This window comes from Rhizobium sp. WSM4643 (assembly GCF_025152745.1).
Lineage (GTDB): Bacteria > Pseudomonadota > Alphaproteobacteria > Rhizobiales > Rhizobiaceae > Rhizobium > Rhizobium leguminosarum_I.
The window spans coordinates 1779178-1799390 of sequence record NZ_CP104040.1 but is presented as its reverse complement, the minus strand read 5'-3'; the positions used below and the strand labels follow the sequence as shown (position 1 = coordinate 1799390).

Here is a 20213-nt window from a genome sequence, read left to right as displayed (position 1 = left end):
GACATACAAGCAAGGCAGGTCGTTAATTTCTGTTTACTTCATTTGCAAGCGTGACCCATTCGCCACTACAGCCTTGAAACATCGTAAATAAATAGTAATTGGCCCCGCTTGCGCGTTTACCCTCTCAACGAGCCAATGTCGTTCCAGGTCGTGAAAACCATCAATGTCAGGATCATCGCCAAGCCGATGCGAAATGCAATTTCCTGGGCCGAAGAGCCGAGCGGCTTTCCCCTCACCGCTTCCACCGCATAGAACATCAAGTGGCCGCCATCAAGTACCGGAACCGGCATCAGGTTAAGCAATCCTATCGAAACAGAAAGCACCGCCGCAAGCTGCAACACTGCGCCTATCCCAAGCGACGCCATCTGGCCCGAGGCTTGCGCGACGCGGATCGGCCCGCCCAATTGGTCGGCGCGCATCGTTCCGCTGAAGATGTTACCGATATATTTGAAGGTGCCGGTGACGATATCCCGGGTCTGGAGCACAGACTCACGCAGCGCCTGGAGCGGCGTATAGGTCTGCAGGCGGAAATTGCCGGCCTGCTGGTTGGTGACGATGCCGATCTGGCCGACCTCAGCCTTGTTACCGAACTGGTCAGTCGTGTCGGTGCGTTGCGGCACCATCGGCACGTCGAGCTTCTGGCCGGCGCGCTCGATCGTCACGACGATCTGCTGGCTCGGCCGGATGCTGACATAGCGGCGCACGTCGTCGAAGGTCTCGACCTTACCGCCATCGATGGCGACCAATAGATCGCCTGGAAGGATGCCGGCGGCGGCGGCAGCGCCATCAGGCTTGACTTCGGCAACGACAGGATCGGCGATCATGCGGCCATAGACTGAGAAAAGAATGGTGAAGATGGCGATCGCCAGCAGAAAATTGGCAATCGGGCCAGCCGCGACGGTTACAGCTCGTTTCCATAGCTTGGCGCCGGCAAAGGAGCGCGCCCTGTCCTCTTCGGACATGGCGGCGATCTTGTCGGTGTCGGGCTTGCTCGAGGCATCCTCGTCGCCAAAGAACCGGACGTAGCCGCCAAGTGGGATCACAGAGATCTTCCAGCGCGTTCCATGGCGGTCGGTGAAGCCGAATATCTCCGGACCGAAACCGACGGAAAAGGCAAGGATGCGAATGCCGCTCCAACGCCCGACAAGGTAATGGCCCATCTCATGCACGAAGACGAGCAGTGACAGCACGAGGATGAAGGTGACGATATTCCCCATCAAAAATGCGTATATGCCGCTCAGGGTTTCCATGGGTGCCTTCCGTCAGACGCGTTGTCAGAGTCCGAACAATGCCGCGCCGAGCGACGTCATTCCGGTCCCCTTTATCAGGGAAAAAAGCCCTCCAAGCAAGAACGCCGAAAAACAGGCAAAAATCAGTCCGTCGACACGGTCCATGACGCCGCCATGGCCCGGAATGAGACGGCTGGAATCCTTGACGCCGAATTTCCGCTTGATGAACGATTCGAAAAGATCGCCGGACTGGCTGCAAACCGACAGCACGAGCGCCACGAAGGCGGCGATGATTTCAGCGCCCGGAAGGAGAAAATGGACGAGAACGACGCCGGCGGCGACTGCCGAGGCGGCACCGCCGATTGCGCCAGACCAGGTCTTTCCAGGCGAGATCGAAGGGGCAAGCTTCGGTCCGCCGAGCGCCCTGCCGACGAAATAGGCAAGGATATCGGTTGCCCAGACGACGGCAAAGACGAAGAGCATGGCGTAAAGGCCGGGCCGGTCATCGCTTCTGATCGCGGCAAGCGCCAGGCCGGTAGCGCCGGAATAAAACAGGCCAGTCGGAAACCAGCGGCTCGTGCCCTGCAAGATGATCAGGGCGATGCCGACGGCGGTGACGCCGGCCAGCATGCCGGCGGCGAATTCGAAATTGCCGACAAGCACGAGGAAGGCTATCGCCGCCTCGCCGATCCAGCCGACGGCATTGGCAACCCAATCGCGGGCGATACCTGTGATCTTCGACCATTCATAGTAGATCAGCAGGCCAATGACGACTGCCAGGATGCGGAAGGCAAGCCCGCCATACCAGGTGGCGGCGAGAACGATGACCGCAAGAATCAGCCCTGAAACAATGCGGAGCTTCAATTCCCTCTGCATCAGGTGCCGACCGCGGCTGCCTGCGACGAGAGGCCGCCGAAGCGCCGGTCGCGAGAGGCGAATGTCTCGAGCGCCGAACGGAAGATCTCGGCGGTGAAATCCGGCCAGTATTCCGGAAGGAAGATGAATTCCGAATAGGCCGCCTGCCAGAGGAGGAAGTTGGAAAGCCGCTCCTCGCCGCTGGTGCGGATGATGAGATCCGGATCGGGGATACCTGCTGTATCAAGACGGGCGTTGATCAGCGCCGGGGTGATGTCCTGCGCCCTCAAGCGGCCAGCCTCGACATCCCTGGCAAGGCTCACTGCGGCGCGGGCGATCTCGTCGCGAGAACCATAATTGAAGGCGATGACCAGCGTCAGCGCCGTGTTGTCCTTAGTCGTTTCCTCGGCTTCGAGCAGCAGGCCGAGAATGTCGCTGCGCAGGCTGTGGCGGTCGCCGATCACCTTGATCCGCACGTTCTGGCGATGGAGCTCGGCGAGGTCGCGGCGGATGAAAGCCTTGAGGAGACCGAGCAGATCGGAGACCTCGGCTTCGGGCCGACGCCAGTTCTCCGAGGAGAAGGCAAAGAGGGTCAGATATTTTATCCCGACGGCGCCAGCGGCGCGTACTGTCTCGCGTACCGCCTCCACACCCTTGCGATGGCCCATCGTGCGCGGCAGACCACGCTGCTTGGCCCAACGGCCATTGCCGTCCATGATGATGGCAACATGCTCTGGCACAGTTACAAATACAGATTCCGACATTTCCCGTCCGGTCTTTCCAGGCAAAGGCACAGATCCACTAGACCTGCATGATTTCCTTTTCCTTCTCGCCAAGCAAGCGGTCGACTTCGGAAATCGTCTCGTCCGTCATCTTCTGTACACGTTCCGACTGCGCCCGGCTCTCGTCCTGGCCGATGACGCCGTCCTTTTCGGCCTTCTTGAGGCCGTCCATGCCGTCGCGGCGGACATGGCGAATCGCCACCTTGCTCTTTTCGGCATAGTCGTGCGCCACCTTGACGAGCGACTTGCGGCGCTCCTCGTTCAGTTCCGGCAGCGGAATGCGCAGGTTCTGGCCGTCGATGATCGGGTTGAGGCCGAGATTGGATTCGCGGATGCCGCGCTCGACGGCGCTGACCATCGACTTGTCCCAGACGGAGACCGACAGCATGCGCGGCTCAGGCACGGTGATGTTGGCGACCTGGTTCAGCGGCATGCGCGAACCATAGGCCTCGACCGTGACCGGGTCGAGGATGTTGGCCGAAGCACGGCCGGTGCGCAGCGATGCGATGTCGCCCTTGAATGCGGAAATCGCGCCATCCATGCGGCGCTTCAGTTCCTTGATATCTATACCTTCACTCATGTCGATGCTCCCGTCCAGAGCATGATGCCGAAAAGTGTCAGCGGTTTTCGGGCGACATCATGCTTTAACTATCTAATGTAGAACATGATTCAGATTTAGGCCCATCGGGCCTAAAATCATCATGTTCTAGCGAGGGCTGCGCCGAAACCGCGGCGCAGCTTATATCAGTTGTCGGAGACGATGGTCTTGAGGCCACCGCCCGTCAAGATTTCAGCAAAACCGCCTTTTTCGTGGATCGAAAAGACGATGATCGGAATGGAATTTTCTCTGGCGAGCGCCACGGCGGCAACGTCCATCACCGCCAGCCCTCTGTCCAGCACTTCCTGGTGCGTCAGCCGGTCGAGGCGGGTCGCATCGGGATATTTTTTGGGGTCGGCGGTGTAGATGCCGTCGACCTGCGTGCCCTTGAAGATCGCTTCCGCACCCATTTCGGCGGCGCGCAGTGCCGCAGCGGAATCGGTGGTGAAGAAGGGATTGCCGGTGCCGCCGGCAAAGATCACCACGCGTCCCATCGACAGATGGTAGAGGGTCGCGCGCTGCGAGAAACTTTCACAAATCTCCGGCATGGAGATGGCCGAGAGCACCACCGTATCGATGTTCAGCTTGCGCAACGACGTCGCCAGCGCCAGCGCGTTGATGATGGTGCCGAGCATGCCCATATGGTCGCCGGTGACCCGGTCGCCGCCCTTGGACGCTACCGCGACACCGCGGAAGATATTGCCGCCACCGACGACAACGCCGACTTCCACGCCCATATGCCTTGCCTCGGCGATGTCGGATGCAATGCGGTCCGCCACCGTCACATCGATCCCGAAACCCTGGCCACCCATCAGCGCTTCGCCGGAAGCCTTGAGTAGAACACGTTTATAGACAGGCTCTAAAGACATCTTGGCTCCTCGTAAATTGCCGTGAATGCCCGATACACGAAGGGCACCGCGTTGTCACGCGATGCCCTTCGTGTTTTCCCAAATATGGCTGGAAGATCAACCCTTGACGGCAGCAGCGACTTCGGCTGCGAAGTCGGTTTCTTCCTTCTCGACGCCTTCGCCGAGGAGCAGACGGGCCATGCCGGCAACCTCGATCGGCGCGCCGACGGCCTTTTCAGCTTCCTTGATGGCAGCGGCGACGGTCAGATCCGGATTGATGACGAAAGCCTGCGAGAGAAGGGCGACTTCCTCGAAGAACTTGCGCATGCGGCCTTCGACCATCTTTTCGATGATGTTGTCAGGCTTGCCGGAAGCGCGCGACTGCTCGATGAAGACGTTGCGCTCGCGCTCGGCGACGGCGGCATCGACTTCTTCCGGGCGGATCGCCAGCGGCGCGGTCGCGGCGATGTGCATGGCGACCTGACGGCCGATGGCGTTCAGGGCTTCCTTGTCGCCGGTCGACTTCAGCGCAACCAGAACGCCGAGCTTGCCGAGGCCGTCGGAAACAGCATTGTGGATATAGGTGGCGACGACGCCGTCCTCGACGGAGAGAGCGGTTGAACGACGCAGGTTCATGTTCTCGCCGATCGTTGCGATCGCGTCCTTGATCGTGTCGGAAACCGACTTGCCGGATGCCGGGTAGGCCGCAGCGGCAACAGCCTCGACAGTGCCGTCGGTCGAGACAGCGACCTTGGCGATGCCGCGGACGAGTTCCTGGAAGGCATCGTTACGGGCAACGAAGTCGGTTTCGGAATTGACTTCGACGACGACGGCCTTGGTGCCCTGGCTCGCAACGCCGATGAGGCCTTCGGCAGCGGTGCGGCCGGACTTCTTGTCGGCCTTGGCGATGCCCTTGGCGCGCAGCCAATCGATCGCCGCTTCCATGTCGCCACCGGTTTCAGCAAGAGCCTTCTTGCAGTCCATCATGCCTGCGCCGGTCTTTTCGCGCAGTTCCTTCACCATTGCAGCCGTAATCTCGCTCATTAGCTTCCTCTTGTCGGTTCATACGGTGGACCGCAAAGCGCGGCTCGGCACCGGATTGAGGCACGAAATGTACCTGTGTGTATGACAGCGTGATGAAGACGCGTCATAACGAAACTTATCGGGCGGAGAGCCTGATGCCCTCCCCTTGAAACAGGCAAGGCCGCCGAACTTCGATGAGTCGCGAGCGGCCTTTCCCAGTCTCTGCAAGCCCAGTCTCTGCAAGCATCGGCGGACCTTTTCGATCCGCCTGCTTTCATCAGCCTTCGGCTGATTCCTCGAGAGCCGGCTCGACCGGAACTTCGAAGGATGCGCCGAGATCGCGGCCGGAAGAGCCCTGCTGACGCGCGATGCCGTCGATGGCGGCGCGGGAGATCAGCTCGCAGTAAAGGGCGATCGCGCGCGATGCGTCGTCGTTACCCGGGATCGGATAGTCGATCAGGTCCGGATCGCAGTTCGAATCGATGATGGCGACAACCGGAATGCCGAGGCGCTTGGCTTCGTCGATCGCGATCTTTTCCTTGTTGGTGTCGATGATGAACATCAGGTCGGGCGTGCCGCCCATATCGCGGATACCGCCGAGAGCCTTGTCGAGCTTTTCACGCTCGCGCTCGAGGTTCAGGCGTTCCTTCTTTGTGAAGCCCTGGGCTTCGCCGTTCAGGATCTCGTCGAGCTTGCGCAGGCGCTGGATCGAGTTGGAGATCGTCTTCCAGTTCGTCATCATGCCGCCGAGCCAGCGCGAGTTGACGTAGTACTGGGCCGAGCGCTTGGCGCTGTCGGCGATGATCTCAGACGCCTGGCGCTTGGTGCCGACGAAGAGAACACGGCCGCCGCGGGCAACGGTGTCGCTGACGACCTGAAGGGCGCGCGACAGCATCGGAACGGTCTGAGCCAGGTCGATGATGTGGATGTTATTGCGATCGCCGAAGATGTGCGGCTTCATCTTCGGGTTCCAGCGATGCGTCTGGTGGCCGAAGTGGACGCCTGCCTCAAGAAGCTGGCGCATAGAAAAATCAGGCAATGCCATGCCTTGTTACTCCTTTTCCGGTTGAACCTCCGCAAGGCGAACAGCATCCTCTTCGAGAATGCCACCGGGCGGAACAGCCCGGATTTCTCCCGGACGATCCCATGCCTTACGTGTGGAATGCCGGTGCCCATACATTCGATTTGGCGCAAAAGCAAGGCTTATGCGGAAAAAACCTGGCCGCTTAGCTTAGCAGTGTCGGCAGCAGCGACAGCATGACGCCCGCATCCGGCGTCGGCAGGATGGCATCGACCTCGGCCGGCAGCAGAGAGCCGATCGTGCTGTCGGCATTACCGGTGGCAGTTCCCAGCGGACCACGGAAGCCGTGTCTCGTCCAGGCAAGTTCCTGGAGCTTCGCGCTCACCAGCGCTTCGATCAGCCGGTTGGCGCTCTCGTCGACGACGATCAGCGGATGTGCCGAATAAACGGTCGGGCGCGGATAGAGCACCACGGGCTTTGCGCCGGCGCTCGCCTTGATGCGTTCCCATCGCGCGGGATCGGCGAGGATCCATTCGACCAGCTGGTTCTCATAGCCGACGATCATCGGCTCGCCGCCGAGGCCGCCTGCCAGATACTGGTCGAAAAGCTTGCCTGAGGATGGTGACTTGAAGCCCATATTGCGGAAGATCGCCTGCACTTTGCCGCCAAAGGTAGCAAGGTCACCTGATGTCGCGACATTGCCGCTGAAAAGGCTGAGCGCGAGGCCGGCGAACATGAAGCCGGAATTCGAGCGGTTCGGATCGGTCGAGACGATGCGGGCGCGGCCGTAGAGCGAATTGACGCCGAGCTTCGACCAGTCGGATCCGGCAAGAATCGCATCAAGCAACGCCTTGAGGTCGAGCTGATGATGACCTTCGTTCGTCACCGTCACCAATCCCGCTTTCATCAGTCCGTCGACGACGGGCTGCCAGGAATAGACGACGATCGGTGTGTTCAGCACGACGCGGTCGTCGCGGATATTGATGCCGTTTTGCCTGGCGATATCGACCATGATCGAGGAGGACGGCCAGAGGAATTGCGGACGCTGCGACAGCAGCGCCTGTTCGCGGACCATCTCCACGGAGCCCGCGACGCGGCTGTCCACCGTCAACCCGTATCCGCCGAGCGCCCTGATGACGTCAGGATCGGCCAGGAAGGCCTCCTTCTCGCCGCCGATGAAGCCGAACAACGTCTTGCGGCTGCCGAGCAGGCCCTGCAATTCCGGCCGATCCCGGACGGCGAAATAACCGCCGGTGCCCGCGACGCCGGCTCCGAGCAGTCCCACTCCAAAGGCGCGACGAGAAAGGGCCATCAGCGTCCGATATCCTCTTTGAGCGATGCCTGGATGAGGCGCAGATCGGTGTCGAGCGTGCCGAGTTCCTCATCAACCAGACTGTCGGCATAATGGACGAAGGCCTCTTCGAGCTTCACCAGCACGCCGCGCACTTCCTCCAGCTGCTTGAGGTCGGGAACGCGCTTGGCCTCGATGACGGCAAACCCTTCCGCCAGCTCGGCAGAACGCGGCAGATAATAGGAGAGGAACCGCCGCACGGCATTGGCACTTTCGGGCTTGGCTTCGACCTTTCGAAAGACATCGGCGGCGATTTCAGCGAGATGCCGGACTGCGGCCGCCATCTGTTTGTCGCCGATCACATCCGCGGCAGTCTCCAGGCGTTCGGCAAAGGGAACGGCGGCCTCCAGCAGGTCGCGGGCAAAGGCGACGCGTCCACTGCCGATGCGCTTGATATCGAGGCCTTCGAACAGCCGGCGCGGTGCAAGCAGAATGACAAGGCCGGCAAAGACCAGGAGGGCGATGATGGCAGCGATCCAGAACGGCATGCCGGCGGCAAAGCTCAAGAACGGCACGGTGATTGCCGCCGCCAGTCCCGCTACGATCCAGTTGCCGTCATTGCCGAGCCAGTTGCGCATGCCTGTCCTAATTATAGCCCCGCGCCGTACGAAAGGCGGTGGCGAGGTCCGAGCCGCCGTCGAACACGCGCGCTGAGCTCAGCTTGGCGAGGCTGTCGAGCTGCGTCTTGTCGGCATCGCCGAATGTGATGCCGAAGATCGGCACATGTGGCTCCATCGCGTTCCATGAACGCATGAAAGCCTGGCTTTGATCATCGGACTTGCCGTCGGTCATGATGACGATGGCAGGCAGATAAGTCGAGAGCCTGTCGGTTCGGGCAATCTGCTGCAGAGCTCGTTCGGCGCAGGCATACATGTTCGTGCCGCCATCGGCCTTCTGGCGGGAAATCTCGTTCAGCAGCCCTTCCTGCTCCAGCGGGTTTCCACTCGCCACGAACGTGCTGCGCACGTTGCCGTCGAAGGGAATGACGATAATCTGATCGGCGGGCGACCATTGCACCAGCACCTTGCTCGCTTCGTCGGGCGTCAACAGGAAACGCATCGCCTTCTGCAACTGGTCCTCGCCGTCACCTTGCATCGAGCCGGAAAAATCGAGGCAGAGCGCGGTCAACGACGGTTTGCGCAGCGCCGCCTGATAAAGGTTGAGCGCCTGGCGGATGACGCTCGCCTCCGGCATGCGGATCGCCGTCACCAGCCGGGCGGGATCGAAATTCCAGCTCGGCTCCGGTTTTGCGGCAACGCCGGTCAGCGGAATGCGCCGGCCGCTATCGGCGATGCGCTGCTGCACGGGGGCAGAGCTCAGATAGGCGAGCAGATCGTTGAAGAAGGTCTGGACTTCTGGCCCGCGGCCATGATCGACGAAACCGATCGGCGAATCCGCCATGGCCACACCATCAGCCGGATAGATGGCGTAAAGCGGTTCCTGCGACAGGGCAGCGAGCTTGTCGTTGGTTTCCTTCAGCACCGCTTCGTAATTCCACATCGCGTCATAGACGGTGCCCTTGCCGGCGGATTCGACATAGAGATCGGCGAGCCAGCCCGAAGAACCGGAAGAGCGCACGACACCTGACAGCAGCGACCGGACGCTTTCCTGGACGTGTCTGTCGTCGAGATCGCCGGGTTCGATTACCGGTTTGTTGCCGAGTGCGCTCGACAGCATGGCAAGATAGGCGCTGGCGCCCGAATTGGATTGCGTCGCCGAGGTCATCAGGAACTTCAGTGATCCGCTCTCGACAGCAGCGAGAATGTCTTTCATGAATACATCCTTGCCGATCCAGCCAAGCTGCTGCGCCTTCGATCTGCGCACACCCAAGACCACCGGCGTCTGAGCGATCGAGGTCAAGCTCTTGACGCGGCGCTTGGTGTCGAACATGTCGACCCAGACGCTGGAAGCCGGCCAGACCGCATCCTGCGCGACGCCCTCGTCGCTCTGCAACGCCAGGCCGATATCGAGCGTGCCTTCATATTTGAAGGTGCAGGTGGCGTTCTTCTGCTTGCAGAATTCCTCAACGATCGGCTGCAGAATGGTATTCTCCGATCCCGATACGATCGAGAAATCCGGCCCCTGGCCGAAGGGATTGCAGCCGGCAAGGGGCAGAGCTGCAAGAAGTGCCAAGCCTGAAAGCAGTGCTCGCATCGCCATCTTGCCGATCACGCCTGGGTCATCGCCTTCTTGAGTTCGATCGTCATCTGCTCCATCTGCTGCTCGGCGAGCGCCCGCTTTCGCCGACCCTCCTCCTGAACCTGCAGCACGCCGGATATCGTATCGATCAGATCCCTGTTCGCCTTGGCAAGCGTGTCGATATCGACGATGCCGCGCTGCGACTGCTGCTCGATTGATATCGCCTGATCCTTCATCATCTCGGATGCCTGGCGGATCATGTCGTTGGTGGCGTCGGTCACCGCCTTCTGCAGGTCGAGCGCCGATTTCTGCCGCGTCAGGCCGAGCAGGATCACCATCTTCTGCTTCCAGGCCGGCACCGTCAGCGCCGAAGTCGCCTGCAGGTTCTCGATCAGCGTTTCGTCGCCCGCCTGAACGATGCGGATCTGCGGTAATTGCTGGATACCGAGCTGGCGGGCCTGCTGCAGGTAGAAGACCCGCTTTTCCAGCCGGTCGAGCGCCTGCAGGCTGTCCTGATAGGTCTGCGCCTCCAGCATGCCGCCGCCGGGGCCTGTCGCTGCCGCCTCGGCTTGCGCCTTCAGCCTCGGCAGCTCGACGCTGCGAAAACGCTCGGCGAAAGTCTTGCCGGCCTGGACATAGGCCTCGAGCCGCATGATCGATTGCCGGGTTTCCTCATGCAGGTCGTCGAGCAGCGCAATGTCGCGCCTCAGCGTATCCTTGTGACGGTCGAGTTCCAGGCCGATCCGGTCGATCTGGCCGGCCACGTCCTCGAATTCCGCCTTGAAGCGTTCGAGGCGGGCCTTGGCCGAGAAAAACATGCGGCTGAGGAAACCCTTATCCTTCAATGACGCCGGATCGAGGCTCTTCGATTTGAGGATGATGTCGGTCAGCAGGCGGCCGACATCGCCGAGGTCCTTGTTGCGAACTTCGCGCAGGATCCTGTCGGCATAATCGCTGACCGCCTGCTGGGCGCGGTCACCATAGACCGAGATGCCGGCGCGGTCGGTGATGTCGATGCTATCGGAAATGCGGGCAATTTCCGCCGGATCGCCGACGACAACCGGCAGGGCGGCATTTTGAACAGTCGCGAGATCCGTGTCGGCCATGGTTCGGGCTTTCAAGCTTGCGATGCGTAATGGTCTACGCGGTCTGACAGATAGACGTCATCGCAATGGCTTGGCCGCTCGGATCGCACCGACCCGAAAAGCAGGACGACAGACGGCGACTCAGTCATCGCTGATCGCCGAACCATAGTGAATTTTATGATACAGTTTTATGACAGGCGAGATCTCGTCGCCTATTTGCAAACCTCGGCCTTGCGGTCGAGCAGCTCCAGCTTGGCGAGCTTGCCGGTCAGGACGAAGTCGCCATAATCCATCGTCAGGTCGCGGGTGATGCCGTTCTCATAAAGCTTGAACGACATGCGGTAGACCGGCAAAGCATCGGATTTCGCACTCTCGTTGAAATAGGCGATCGTTACCGGCCAGAAGGCCGTCTTGGAGAAAGCGCCGGCGTTACCGGCATCGGTTTCCTCGGCGATCGGCGTCTCCTGCTTGCCGACGATCGTCGTCGTCACCAGCGACTTGTCGCCGTCGTCCGAACCGTCGAAGACTCGCGCCTCGAAGAAGCGCTTGCCGTCCTTGGCGTGCTGGATCACGTCGAGCATATGTTCTGTGGGAAAACGGCTTTCTAAAAGCTGCAGCTCGCGGCTCGCCGGCTGCGTCAGATCGACCTTGACACCATCCGGCTGATCCTGAGCCGCACCGTTGACCTCCTTGTCGAGCTGGTCGTCAGTGAAGGACTTAGTGTCGAAGGTGAACTTGCCGTCCTTCAGGTTCTCAAAGGTCTTCGTCTGCTGGTCGCTGACGCGAACGTTGTCGCCGGTGTCGATCTGCGTCACGAAGCGGAAATTGGTGGTGAAGCCCTGGCAATAGCTGCCATCGAACTCATAGACCATGCGACCATACATGGCGGCGATGCCAGAGCGGTCCGAGGCGTCCTTCAATTCCAGATCGTAGACCGCACGATGTGCGACGAGGCCGGTCGCGATCGCAGCGCTTACCGCGGGCGCAGCCGCCCATGCATTGGCGGAAACGCTGGCAAGAAGCAGAGCGACAAGACTCGATCGGAACATTCACTAACTCCTGTTGGACTCGCTCGCGATGTTATAAGAACGCTTTCGGCCAAATCGAGGCTCGAAACTGTCATATTAAAGATTCTAGTCTTGATGCATAATTTTAGAAGAATTGACAACAAAAGCGGAGGCGAAAATGTCCGATGAAATAGCAGCGCGCCTGATTGAGATGGGGATAACCCTGCCCGAAGCCGCAGCACCTGCTGCAAATTACGTTCCCTATGTCATCAGCGGCAATCTCCTCTACATCTCCGGCCAGCTACCGCTCGAAGGCGGCAAGGTCGCCGTATCGGGCCATCTCGGCAAGACCGTCGACGTCGCAACGGGCCAGCGCGGCGCCGAACTTTGCGCCATCAACATCCTTGCCCAGGCGAAGGCGGCACTTGGCGGTGAACTCAGCCGTATCCGGCGCGTCGTCAAGCTGAACGGCTTCGTCGCCTCGGCGCCCGACTTCATTGAGCAGCATCTCGTTATCAATGGCGCTTCGAACCTGATTGTCGGCGTGCTCGGCCAAGCCGGCAAACATGCGCGTGCTGCTGTCGGCATGGCCGCCCTGCCGTTGAACGCCGCCGTCGAGATAGACGCTATCATGGAAATCGCCGAATGACCAATGCTGCCTGGATCAGGGACCTGCCGGTCGCCCATCGCGGCTATCACGATCTCAACACCCATATCTGGGAAAATACGCTTTCGGCATTCTCGCGTGCCGTCGAAGCGGGCTTTGCGATCGAATGCGACCTGCATTACGCCTCCGACGGCGTGCCGGTCATCTTTCACGACGAGGACTTGCAGCGCCTGTGCAATCTCAGCGGCGACATCCGCGAGCGCACCTCCAGGGAACTCGGACTGATCGCCGTCGGCGGCACCAGCGACAAGGTGCCGACGCTGCGCCAGCTCCTCGACCTCGTCAAGGGCAAGGTGCCGCTGGTGCTGGAGCTCAAGGGCCGCGAGGCCGATGACGAAGGTTTCGCGGAATCCGTCCTCGAAGTGCTTCAGGGCTATGAGGGCAAGGTGGCGCTGATGAGCTTCGACCACTGGCTGCTTCGCGATCTGAAGGCGCTTGACTCACCCTACCCGCTCGGCCTGACCGCCAACGGCAACACGCCGGAAGAGTTCAACACGCATGCGAAGGCGATGGCGATCGGTCTCGATTTCATCTCCTATTATTATGACGACCTGCCGAATGCCTTCATCACGGGCGAACGCGAAAAGGGCATTCCCGTCATCACCTGGACGGTGCGTGACGACGAGGGGCGCCGACGCACATTCGCCAATGCAGACCAGATGACCTTCGAGGGCTTTGATCCGCGCGTGGCTGCTTGACGCTCGCTTTTTGGCCAAGATCATGCGCAGACTGCTGCATAATTCCTTAAATCGGATCGAATTGGGGATAAAATTATGCAGCAACTCAAAGTGTTACAGCGTCCTTTGCGCGTGTGAAAGACGTGCGGCGCCGTAAGGCAGAGCTGAGACTATCCTCCCACAGGCTTCCATTTGCCCCATGAATGAAGAACTATCCATTCGCGTAGAACGCTCCTTCACCGCGATTCCCCCGGAGAGTTGGTCCAGGCTTTCCGGGGCATCCAAAACCTGCAGTACGCTTACCTACAACCCCTTCGTTTCGCACGCCTTTTTATCGTCGCTGGAGGAATCCGGTTCGGCCGACGCCGAGACCGGCTGGCTCGGCCACCACCTGCTGCTCGAGACCGATCGCGGCGAACTGGTCGGCGCCCTGCCCGGCTATCTCAAGAACCACAGCCAGGGCGAATATGTCTTCGACCATGGCTGGGCCGACGCCTTCGAGCGGGCCGGCGGGCGTTATTATCCCAAACTTCAGTGCTCGATCCCGTTCACCCCGGCGACAGGCCCGCGTCTTCTTGTCGCCGAGGGGCTGCGGCGGCTTCCGATCCAGAGCGCTATCGCCGAAAGCCTGAAGGAGGTCGTGCGCCGGCTCGGCATCTCCTCGGCCCATATCACCTTCGTGCCAGATGATGAGATCGGCGTCTTCGAGATGGACGGCTATCTGCACCGCACCGACCAGCAGTTCCATTTCATCAATGACGGCTATGCCAATCACGAGGAATTCCTCGAAACGCTTGCCTCGCGCAAACGCAAGGCGTTGCGCAAGGAGCGTCGCGCCGCACTCGAAAACGGTATCAGCATCGACTGGCTGACCGGCAGCGACCTGACAGAACGCATCTGGGATCAATTCTTCAAGTTCTACATGGATACCGGCGGGCGCAAGTGGGGTCGGCCCTACCTCACCCGTAAGTTCTATTCGCTGATCGGCGAACGCATGGCCGACGACGTCCTGCTCGTCATGGCCAAGCGCGACGGGCGCTATGTCGCCGGCGCGATCAACTTCATCGGCGGCGATACGCTCTACGGCCGTCACTGGGGCTGCGTCGAGGATCACCCCTTCCTGCATTTCGAGGTCTGCTATCACCAGGCGATCGACTTCGCTCTTTCGAAAGGGTTAAAACGGGTCGAGGCCGGCGCGCAGGGCGAACACAAGCTCGCCCGCGGTTACCTGCCGGTGACAACGCATTCCGCCCATTATGTCGCCCATGCCGGCCTTCGCCGGGCGATCGGCGACTATCTCGCCCGCGAGCGCACCGACGTCGAACAGATGAGCGAGCTGCTGAGCGAGCATAGCCCGTTCCGCAAGGGCGAGCGTCAGCAGGAGGATTGACGCCGCCGCAATGGTCGCGCTACCCGAATAATCTGGAAACGAGGAGATTTTCGTGATGACCAGCCCAGCCGCCTATGACGACAGCAACATCTTCGCCAAGATCCTCCGCGGCGAAATCCCTTCGCACCGGGTTTATGAAGACGAGCATACCGTCGCGATCATGGATGTGATGCCGCAGGCGCCGGGCCACGTGCTCGTCGTTCCGAAGGCGGCGTCGCGCAATATCTTCGATGCCGATCCCGCCACCCTTACCCGTGCGATTACCGTCGTCCAGAAGGTCGCCAATGCGGTCAAGGATGTTTTCGACGCCGACGGCGTTTTCATCGCCCAGTTCAACGAACCGGCCGCCGGGCAAACGGTGTTCCATCTGCATTTCCACGTCATCCCGCGGCTTGAGGGCACCGCCCTGAAGCCGCATTCCGGCAAGATGGAGGACGGTGCCGTGCTGGCCGCCAATGCCGAAAAGATCAGGGCAGCGCTGGCGTAAGGTCGATATCAGCCAAAGCGATGGAACGAGCCGAAAACCAAAAAAGGCCGCGGTGACGCGGCCTTTTTCCAATTCGGTGACACTATCTTACTTCTTGCGTGGAACCTTCGGAACCGCGCTTCCCTTCTTCGGAGCGTCGCGAACCTCAGGCTCGGCCCGCGGGGCTGTCTTGGCGCGCGCCTTGCGGGCCGCCTTCGTCTTCAGCTCACCGTCATCCTCGCCGTCGACTTCGGGGTGGGCGACCTCGGCTTCGGGCTTCGGCTTGATCGGCGCCGTTTCCGAAATGGCTTCGAGCACGATGCCGGGCTTGCCGTCTTCCTTGGGGCCGACGCTGACATTGACGACGCCGCCCTTCTTCAGCTTGCCGAAGAGGATTTCGTTGGCGAGCGGCTTCTTGATCGTATCCTGGATGACGCGCGCAAGCGGGCGGGCGCCCATCTTCTCGTCGTAACCCTTTTCCGCCAGCCAGGCGATCGCATCCTCGTGCAGGTCGAAGGTGACGTTCCTTTCGGAAAGCTGGGCCTCCAGCTGCATGATGAACTTCTGCACGACCTTGTGGATGACCGCCGTCGGCAACGCCGCGAAGGGAATGATCGCGTCGAGACGGTTGCGGAATTCCGGCGTGAAGAGACGGGTCAGCGCCTCCTCGTCTTCGCCGGTGCGCTTGGACGAACCGAAGCCGATTGCAGCCTTGGCCATTTCGGATGCGCCCGCATTGGTCGTCATGATCAGGATGACGTTGCGGAAGTCGATCTTCTTGCCGTTATGGTCGGTCAGCGTGCCGTGGTCCATGACCTGCAACAGGATATTGTAGATGTCGGGATGCGCCTTCTCGATTTCGTCGAGCAGGACCACGCAATGCGGGTGCTGGTCGACGCCATCTGTGAGGAGGCCGCCCTGGTCGAAGCCGACATAGCCGGGAGGTGCACCGAGCAGACGCGAAACCGTGTGCCGCTCCATATATTCCGACATGTCGAAGCGCAGGAGTTCGACGCCGAGCGACGATGCCAGCTGTTTTGCCACCTCGGTCTTGCCGACGCCGGTCGGACCGGAGAAGACATAGGCGCCGATCGGTTTGTTCGGCTCGCGAAGACCGGCACGCGCCAGCTTGATCGAGGTCGAAAGAGCTTCGATCGCGATATCCTGGCCGTAGACCACCGAACGCAGTTCCTGCTCGAGATTGGCGAGCACGGCTTCATCGTCCTTGGAGACGGTCTTCGGCGGAATGCGCGCCATCGTGGCGACCGTCGCCTCGATCTCCTTTTCGGTGATCAGCTTGCGGCGCTTCGACGGCGGCAGCAGCATCTGGGCCGCACCGGTTTCGTCGATCACGTCGATCGCCTTGTCGGGCAGCTTGCGGTCGGAGATGTAGCGGGCCGACAATTCGACGGCCGACTTGATGGCATCGTTCGAATAACGCAGGTGGTGATACTCTTCGAAATAGGGCTTCAGGCCCTTCATGATCTCGATCGCATCATCGATCGACGGCTCGCTGACGTCGATCTTCTGGAAACGACGGACCAGCGCCCTGTCCTTCTCGAAGAACTGGCGGTATTCCTTGTACGTTGTCGAACCGATGCAGCGAATCGCGCCCGATGACAGGGCCGGCTTCAGGAGGTTCGATGCATCCATCGCGCCGCCCGAGGTGGCGCCGGCGCCGATCACCGTGTGGATCTCGTCGATGAAGAGCACGGCGCCCGGATATTCTTCCAGTTCCTTGACGACCTGCTTCAGGCGCTCCTCGAAATCGCCGCGGTAGCGCGTGCCGGCCAAGAGCGTGCCCATGTCGAGCGAGAAGATCGTCGCATCGGCGAGCGCTTCCGGCACCTTGCCTTCGACGATGCGCTTGGCAAGGCCTTCGGCGATCGCCGTCTTGCCGACGCCGGGATCACCGACGTAGAGCGGATTGTTCTTCGAACGGCGGCACAGGATCTGGATCGTGCGGCTCACCTCAGCGTGACGGCCGATCAGCGGATCGATCTTGCCGCCCTTGGCCTTCTCGTTGAGATTGACGCAGTAGGCCTTGAGCGCGTCCTGCTGCTTTTTGGGGCCGCCCTCTTCCTCGCCGCCGCGCGCCGTCGGCTTGCTGCTTTCCGCTTCGTCTTCGGCGCCGCGCGGGGGGCGCCCTTCCGAAACGCCGGGGCGCTTGCCGATGCCATGGGAGATGTAGTTGACGGCATCGTAGCGGGTCATCTCCTGCTCCTGCAGGAAATAGGCGGCATGGCTTTCGCGCTCGGCGAAGATCGCGACGAGCACATTGGCGCCGGTCACCTCTTCGCGGCCGGACGACTGCACGTGGATGACCGCACGCTGAATGACGCGCTGGAAGCCGGAGGTCGGCTTCGAATCCTCGTCATAACCGGTGATCAGGTTGGAAAGTTCGTTATCGACATATTCGACGAGCGTCTTGCGCAGCGCGTCGAGATCGACATTGCAGGCACCCATGACCGCGGCCGCATCGGCATCGTCGATCAGGGCAAGCAGCAAATGCTCGAGCGTCGCGTATTCGTGGTGCCGCTCGTTGGCAAAGGTCAGTGCCTGATGGAGCGCCTTCTCTAAACTAGGCGAAAATGTTGGCACGTTCAGATCCTCACTTCTTTTCCATGACGCATTGCAGCGGATGCTGGTGCTGCCGGGCGAAGTCCATCACCTGGCTGACCTTCGTTTCCGCTACCTCGTATGTGAATATTCCGCATTCGCCAACGCCGTGGTTATGGACATGGAGCATGATGCGGGTGGCACTTTCACGATCCTTCTGAAAAAAACGCTCCAGAATATGGATGACGAATTCCATGGGAGTGTAGTCGTCATTCAAAAGCAGCACACGATAAAGATTGGGCTTCTTGGTCTTCGGCTTGGTGCGCGTGATGACCGAGGTTCGATTTGCGTTGTCCCCGTTCCTTTCGCTGTCGTTCTGCATCCGGATCGGCTTTGCGATCATTGTCATTCATTCCTCAAGCAATCCAGCGGAGCATGGGAGGGTGCTTTTCCCGCCGAATATCTGAAACACTAACTTAGTTCATAATAGGCTGATTTTAAGCCCCCTGTCAGACACTGCAATCAAGAAATGGCCGCATGCACGGGAAAGACCAAAAAAGTCCCCGGTCGATCCCATGCGGGCGCTGCAGCGAAAGTGGAAACAAAAAGACCGGCTACAGATGCGTAGCCGGTCCTCATTTTTCAATATGTAGCGCAGGTTGCGCGTCAAAATCAGTTCATGCAGCAGCAGGCGTCGCCGCCGACGGCGCCGACTTGGCGCTCTTGACGACGGCAGCGGCGATCGGTGCTTCATAGGGCTTGTAGGCTGATTTGGCGAGATCGGCATACATCTCACTGAGCTTCGTCGTCTCGGAGACAAAGCCTTCGAAATACGCCTTGACGTAGCTCGTCTGCAACTCGAAGGCCGCCTCGAAGCTCTTGACGCCGGCCAGCGTTTCGAAATGCGTCACTGCGTCCTGGAAGGATTTCTTCGAATATTCAGTGGCTTCGGCGGCGATCGCCTGAAAGCCCTTGGTCGTGTCGGAATAGGTTTTCAGGGCCGTGTCGACGGCTTCCTTGCTCTTTTTGTTAGCATCGTCAAAGTTGAACATGAGCCATCCTCCGTTGGGCTGTTGATGGCCGCAGGGTAGCTGCAATGCACAAATAGTCAAGTAGTCTTGTGCGATGCAACACCTCTTTGGGTTGCATGACAATAATAAAACAAAGCCGATGTCCCGGGGCACGTACGTCTTTAACGGATTTCGCTAATATATGGGCCGACGTTGCAACTATAAGCTTTAAAAAGAATTTTACTCGTGAGCACAAAAGACAAAAAAACCGGGCGGATCGTGCCGCCCGGCTCAGCTAAATTAGTCGAACGCGATCAGAGATCGACGTCGAGGATCGCCATCGAAAAGTTGTAGGAGCGGTCACCGTCCTCGTCATCGATATAGACGACGCCCAGAAATTCTTCGCCGAGATAGACTTCCGCAGAATCATCCTTGCGCGGACGCGCCTTGACGATCATCTGCGGATTGAACATGCGCTTGAAATAGGCGTCGAGCTTCTTGATTTCTTCTGGCTTCACTCTGTCATCTCCGTAAGCGGTCTTGATTGGCCGCTTCTTGCACAGGAAATGCAGCGGTGTAAAGGCAAGGTTGCCGTCTGCTCATGGCCCTCCTCGCTCGGATCCCGCCGATTTCTCCTATCCCTGTTTCCAACGGGCGCTCAGATATCGGCGCCGATCACCTGGTCCATGTTGCGCGACGGCTCGGAACAACCGGCCTCGCCGACGACCTTAGCCGGAACGCCCGCCACCGTCTTCTTGGGAGGCACCGCCTTCAAGACAACGGAGCCGGCTGCGACACGTGAGCAGTAGCCGATCTCGATATTGCCAAGGATCTTGGCGCCGGCGCCGATCATGACGCCGGAGCCGATCTTCGGATGACGGTCGGCGCCCTCCTTGCCGGTGCCGCCGAGTGTGACGCCGTGCAGGATCGAGACGTTGTCGCCGATGACAGCCGTCTCGCCGACGACGAGGCCGGTGGCGTGATCGAGGAAGATGCCCTTGCCGATCCGGGCGGCCGGATTGATGTCGGTCTGGAAGACGCTGGAAGAGCGGCTCTGCAGATAGAGGGCGAAATCACGCCGGCCGCGGTTCAGCAGCCAATGGGCGAGACGGTGTGTCTGCAGCGCATGGAAGCCCTTGAAATAAAGCACCGCCTCCATGAAGCGCAGGCATGCGGGATCGCGGTCATAGATCGCCTGGATATCGACGCGCAGGATGGAACTCCAGTCAGGCCAGTCGAGAAGCATTTCCTCGAAGGTCTGGCGCAGGAGGTTCGCCTGCATGTCGGGATGATCGAGACGTTCGCAGATGCGGTGGATGACGCATTCCTCGAGCGAATGGTAGTTGATCACCGTAGAATAGAGGAAGGCGGCGAGAACCGGATCCCGTTCGGCGGCGAGCCGGGCTTCCTCGCGCAGGCTGTCCCAGATGGGGTCCATCACCTTCAGCGGATGGCCTGTCTCAAAAGCACGGATGTCAGTCTTTGCGACCATCGCCGCTCTCCTCG

At 60.3% G+C, this 20213-nt stretch carries 21 protein-coding genes; 4 read left to right on the top strand and 17 right to left on the bottom strand.

Annotated elements, in window-relative coordinates:
- Positions 1 to 116: 116 nt before the first annotated feature.
- The 12 genes from rseP to N1937_RS09125 all read right to left on the bottom strand — a co-directional run bounded on the left by rseP (position 117) and on the right by N1937_RS09125 (position 11980).
- Positions 117 to 1250 carry an RIP metalloprotease RseP gene (gene rseP / locus N1937_RS09180; RefSeq protein ID WP_017964146.1) on the bottom strand — a complete coding sequence of 378 codons (1134 nt, stop codon included), beginning with the start codon at positions 1248 to 1250 and terminating at the stop codon, positions 117 to 119.
- A 24-nt stretch (positions 1251 to 1274) separates the two neighbouring features.
- On the bottom strand, positions 1275 to 2105 hold the full coding sequence (locus N1937_RS09175; protein WP_260058393.1) for a phosphatidate cytidylyltransferase: 831 nt from the start codon (positions 2103 to 2105) through the stop codon (positions 1275 to 1277).
- Complete coding sequence (locus tag N1937_RS09170) at positions 2105 to 2848, bottom strand: isoprenyl transferase (protein ID WP_064250068.1); 744 nt, start codon at positions 2846 to 2848, stop codon at positions 2105 to 2107. The genes N1937_RS09175 and N1937_RS09170 overlap by 1 nt, the downstream gene beginning before the upstream one ends.
- A 37-nt stretch (positions 2849 to 2885) precedes the next feature.
- Positions 2886 to 3446, bottom strand: a complete 561-nt coding sequence (gene frr, locus N1937_RS09165; protein ID WP_017964143.1) for a ribosome recycling factor — start codon at positions 3444 to 3446, stop codon at positions 2886 to 2888.
- A 164-nt stretch (positions 3447 to 3610) separates the two neighbouring features.
- A complete protein-coding gene (gene pyrH, locus N1937_RS09160; RefSeq protein WP_003539289.1) occupies positions 3611 to 4333 on the bottom strand; it encodes a UMP kinase in 723 nt (240 codons plus the stop codon).
- Positions 4334 to 4429: 96 nt separating this feature from the next.
- Positions 4430 to 5356 (bottom strand): translation elongation factor Ts, encoded by a 927-nt coding sequence (tsf, locus tag N1937_RS09155; RefSeq protein WP_017964142.1) that lies wholly within the window; start codon positions 5354 to 5356, stop codon positions 4430 to 4432.
- Between the two features lie 256 nt (positions 5357 to 5612).
- Positions 5613 to 6380, bottom strand: coding sequence for a 30S ribosomal protein S2 (gene rpsB / locus N1937_RS09150; RefSeq protein ID WP_260058389.1), 768 nt, complete (start codon positions 6378 to 6380; stop codon positions 5613 to 5615).
- Positions 6381 to 6561: 181 nt separating this feature from the next.
- Entirely contained in the window at positions 6562 to 7668 is a 1107-nt protein-coding gene (locus N1937_RS09145) for a substrate-binding domain-containing protein (RefSeq protein WP_260058388.1), read from the bottom strand.
- Positions 7668 to 8285 carry a 5-bromo-4-chloroindolyl phosphate hydrolysis family protein gene (locus tag N1937_RS09140; protein ID WP_170258300.1) on the bottom strand — a complete coding sequence of 206 codons (618 nt, stop codon included), beginning with the start codon at positions 8283 to 8285 and terminating at the stop codon, positions 7668 to 7670. Before N1937_RS09140 ends, N1937_RS09145 begins: the two co-directional genes overlap by 1 nt.
- A 7-nt stretch (positions 8286 to 8292) precedes the next feature.
- A complete protein-coding gene (locus N1937_RS09135; RefSeq protein WP_162118802.1) occupies positions 8293 to 9861 on the bottom strand; it encodes a substrate-binding domain-containing protein in 1569 nt (522 codons plus the stop codon).
- Between the two features lie 14 nt (positions 9862 to 9875).
- Positions 9876 to 10952 carry a toxic anion resistance protein gene (locus N1937_RS09130; protein ID WP_162118779.1) on the bottom strand — a complete coding sequence of 359 codons (1077 nt, stop codon included), beginning with the start codon at positions 10950 to 10952 and terminating at the stop codon, positions 9876 to 9878.
- A 191-nt stretch (positions 10953 to 11143) separates the two neighbouring features.
- The gene (locus N1937_RS09125; RefSeq protein ID WP_017964136.1) at positions 11144 to 11980 is read right to left on the bottom strand and encodes a cell envelope integrity EipB family protein; all 837 of its coding nucleotides are present in this window, start codon (positions 11978 to 11980) and stop codon (positions 11144 to 11146) included.
- Between the two features lie 136 nt (positions 11981 to 12116).
- Between N1937_RS09125 and N1937_RS09120 the strand changes: the two genes are divergently transcribed.
- The 4 genes from N1937_RS09120 to N1937_RS09105 all read left to right on the top strand — a co-directional run bounded on the left by N1937_RS09120 (position 12117) and on the right by N1937_RS09105 (position 15159).
- Entirely contained in the window at positions 12117 to 12587 is a 471-nt protein-coding gene (locus tag N1937_RS09120; RefSeq protein WP_017964135.1) for a RidA family protein, read from the top strand.
- A complete protein-coding gene (locus N1937_RS09115) occupies positions 12584 to 13303 on the top strand; it encodes a glycerophosphodiester phosphodiesterase (RefSeq protein WP_017964134.1) in 720 nt (239 codons plus the stop codon). The genes N1937_RS09120 and N1937_RS09115 overlap by 4 nt, the downstream gene beginning before the upstream one ends.
- A gap of 178 nt (positions 13304 to 13481) precedes the next feature.
- Complete coding sequence (locus tag N1937_RS09110; RefSeq protein WP_222290845.1) at positions 13482 to 14672, top strand: GNAT family N-acetyltransferase; 1191 nt, start codon at positions 13482 to 13484, stop codon at positions 14670 to 14672.
- A 55-nt stretch (positions 14673 to 14727) separates the two neighbouring features.
- Positions 14728 to 15159: an HIT family protein gene (locus N1937_RS09105; RefSeq protein ID WP_170262092.1), complete on the top strand. Its 432-nt coding sequence runs from the start codon at positions 14728 to 14730 to the stop codon at positions 15157 to 15159.
- An 87-nt stretch (positions 15160 to 15246) separates the two neighbouring features.
- Here the strand turns inward: N1937_RS09105 and clpA are convergent, their stop codons facing one another.
- From clpA to cysE, 5 genes are all read right to left on the bottom strand, one after another.
- Entirely contained in the window at positions 15247 to 17739 is a 2493-nt protein-coding gene (clpA, locus tag N1937_RS09100) for an ATP-dependent Clp protease ATP-binding subunit ClpA (RefSeq protein ID WP_260058386.1), read from the bottom strand.
- A 10-nt stretch (positions 17740 to 17749) separates the two neighbouring features.
- A complete protein-coding gene (gene clpS, locus N1937_RS09095) occupies positions 17750 to 18100 on the bottom strand; it encodes an ATP-dependent Clp protease adapter ClpS (protein ID WP_017988219.1) in 351 nt (116 codons plus the stop codon).
- Between the two features lie 274 nt (positions 18101 to 18374).
- A complete protein-coding gene (locus N1937_RS09090; protein WP_017964130.1) occupies positions 18375 to 18749 on the bottom strand; it encodes a phasin family protein in 375 nt (124 codons plus the stop codon).
- Between the two features lie 272 nt (positions 18750 to 19021).
- Positions 19022 to 19225: a DUF3126 family protein gene (locus N1937_RS09085; RefSeq protein ID WP_003539277.1), complete on the bottom strand. Its 204-nt coding sequence runs from the start codon at positions 19223 to 19225 to the stop codon at positions 19022 to 19024.
- Positions 19226 to 19365: 140 nt separating this feature from the next.
- Positions 19366 to 20199 (bottom strand): serine O-acetyltransferase, encoded by an 834-nt coding sequence (gene cysE / locus N1937_RS09080; RefSeq protein ID WP_011651805.1) that lies wholly within the window; start codon positions 20197 to 20199, stop codon positions 19366 to 19368.
- Between the last annotated feature and the right edge of the window lie 14 nt (positions 20200 to 20213).

Coding starts and splice junctions, on each gene's coding strand:
- rseP (WP_017964146.1), bottom strand. CDS start 1,250: ATGGAAACCCTGAGCGGCATATACGCATTTTTGATGGGGAATATCGTC.
- N1937_RS09175 (WP_260058393.1), bottom strand. CDS start 2,105: ATGCAGAGGGAATTGAAGCTCCGCATTGTTTCAGGGCTGATTCTTGCG.
- N1937_RS09170 (WP_064250068.1), bottom strand. CDS start 2,848: ATGTCGGAATCTGTATTTGTAACTGTGCCAGAGCATGTTGCCATCATC.
- frr (WP_017964143.1), bottom strand. CDS start 3,446: ATGAGTGAAGGTATAGATATCAAGGAACTGAAGCGCCGCATGGATGGC.
- pyrH (WP_003539289.1), bottom strand. CDS start 4,333: ATGTCTTTAGAGCCTGTCTATAAACGTGTTCTACTCAAGGCTTCCGGC.
- tsf (WP_017964142.1), bottom strand. CDS start 5,356: ATGAGCGAGATTACGGCTGCAATGGTGAAGGAACTGCGCGAAAAGACC.
- rpsB (WP_260058389.1), bottom strand. CDS start 6,380: ATGGCATTGCCTGATTTTTCTATGCGCCAGCTTCTTGAGGCAGGCGTC.
- N1937_RS09145 (WP_260058388.1), bottom strand. CDS start 7,668: ATGGCCCTTTCTCGTCGCGCCTTTGGAGTGGGACTGCTCGGAGCCGGC.
- N1937_RS09140 (WP_170258300.1), bottom strand. CDS start 8,285: ATGCGCAACTGGCTCGGCAATGACGGCAACTGGATCGTAGCGGGACTG.
- N1937_RS09135 (WP_162118802.1), bottom strand. CDS start 9,861: ATGCGAGCACTGCTTTCAGGCTTGGCACTTCTTGCAGCTCTGCCCCTT.
- N1937_RS09130 (WP_162118779.1), bottom strand. CDS start 10,952: ATGGCCGACACGGATCTCGCGACTGTTCAAAATGCCGCCCTGCCGGTT.
- N1937_RS09125 (WP_017964136.1), bottom strand. CDS start 11,980: ATGTTCCGATCGAGTCTTGTCGCTCTGCTTCTTGCCAGCGTTTCCGCC.
- N1937_RS09120 (WP_017964135.1), top strand. CDS start 12,117: ATGTCCGATGAAATAGCAGCGCGCCTGATTGAGATGGGGATAACCCTG.
- N1937_RS09115 (WP_017964134.1), top strand. CDS start 12,584: ATGACCAATGCTGCCTGGATCAGGGACCTGCCGGTCGCCCATCGCGGC.
- N1937_RS09110 (WP_222290845.1), top strand. CDS start 13,482: ATGAATGAAGAACTATCCATTCGCGTAGAACGCTCCTTCACCGCGATT.
- N1937_RS09105 (WP_170262092.1), top strand. CDS start 14,728: ATGACCAGCCCAGCCGCCTATGACGACAGCAACATCTTCGCCAAGATC.
- clpS (WP_017988219.1), bottom strand. CDS start 18,100: ATGATCGCAAAGCCGATCCGGATGCAGAACGACAGCGAAAGGAACGGG.
- N1937_RS09090 (WP_017964130.1), bottom strand. CDS start 18,749: ATGTTCAACTTTGACGATGCTAACAAAAAGAGCAAGGAAGCCGTCGAC.
- cysE (WP_011651805.1), bottom strand. CDS start 20,199: ATGGTCGCAAAGACTGACATCCGTGCTTTTGAGACAGGCCATCCGCTG.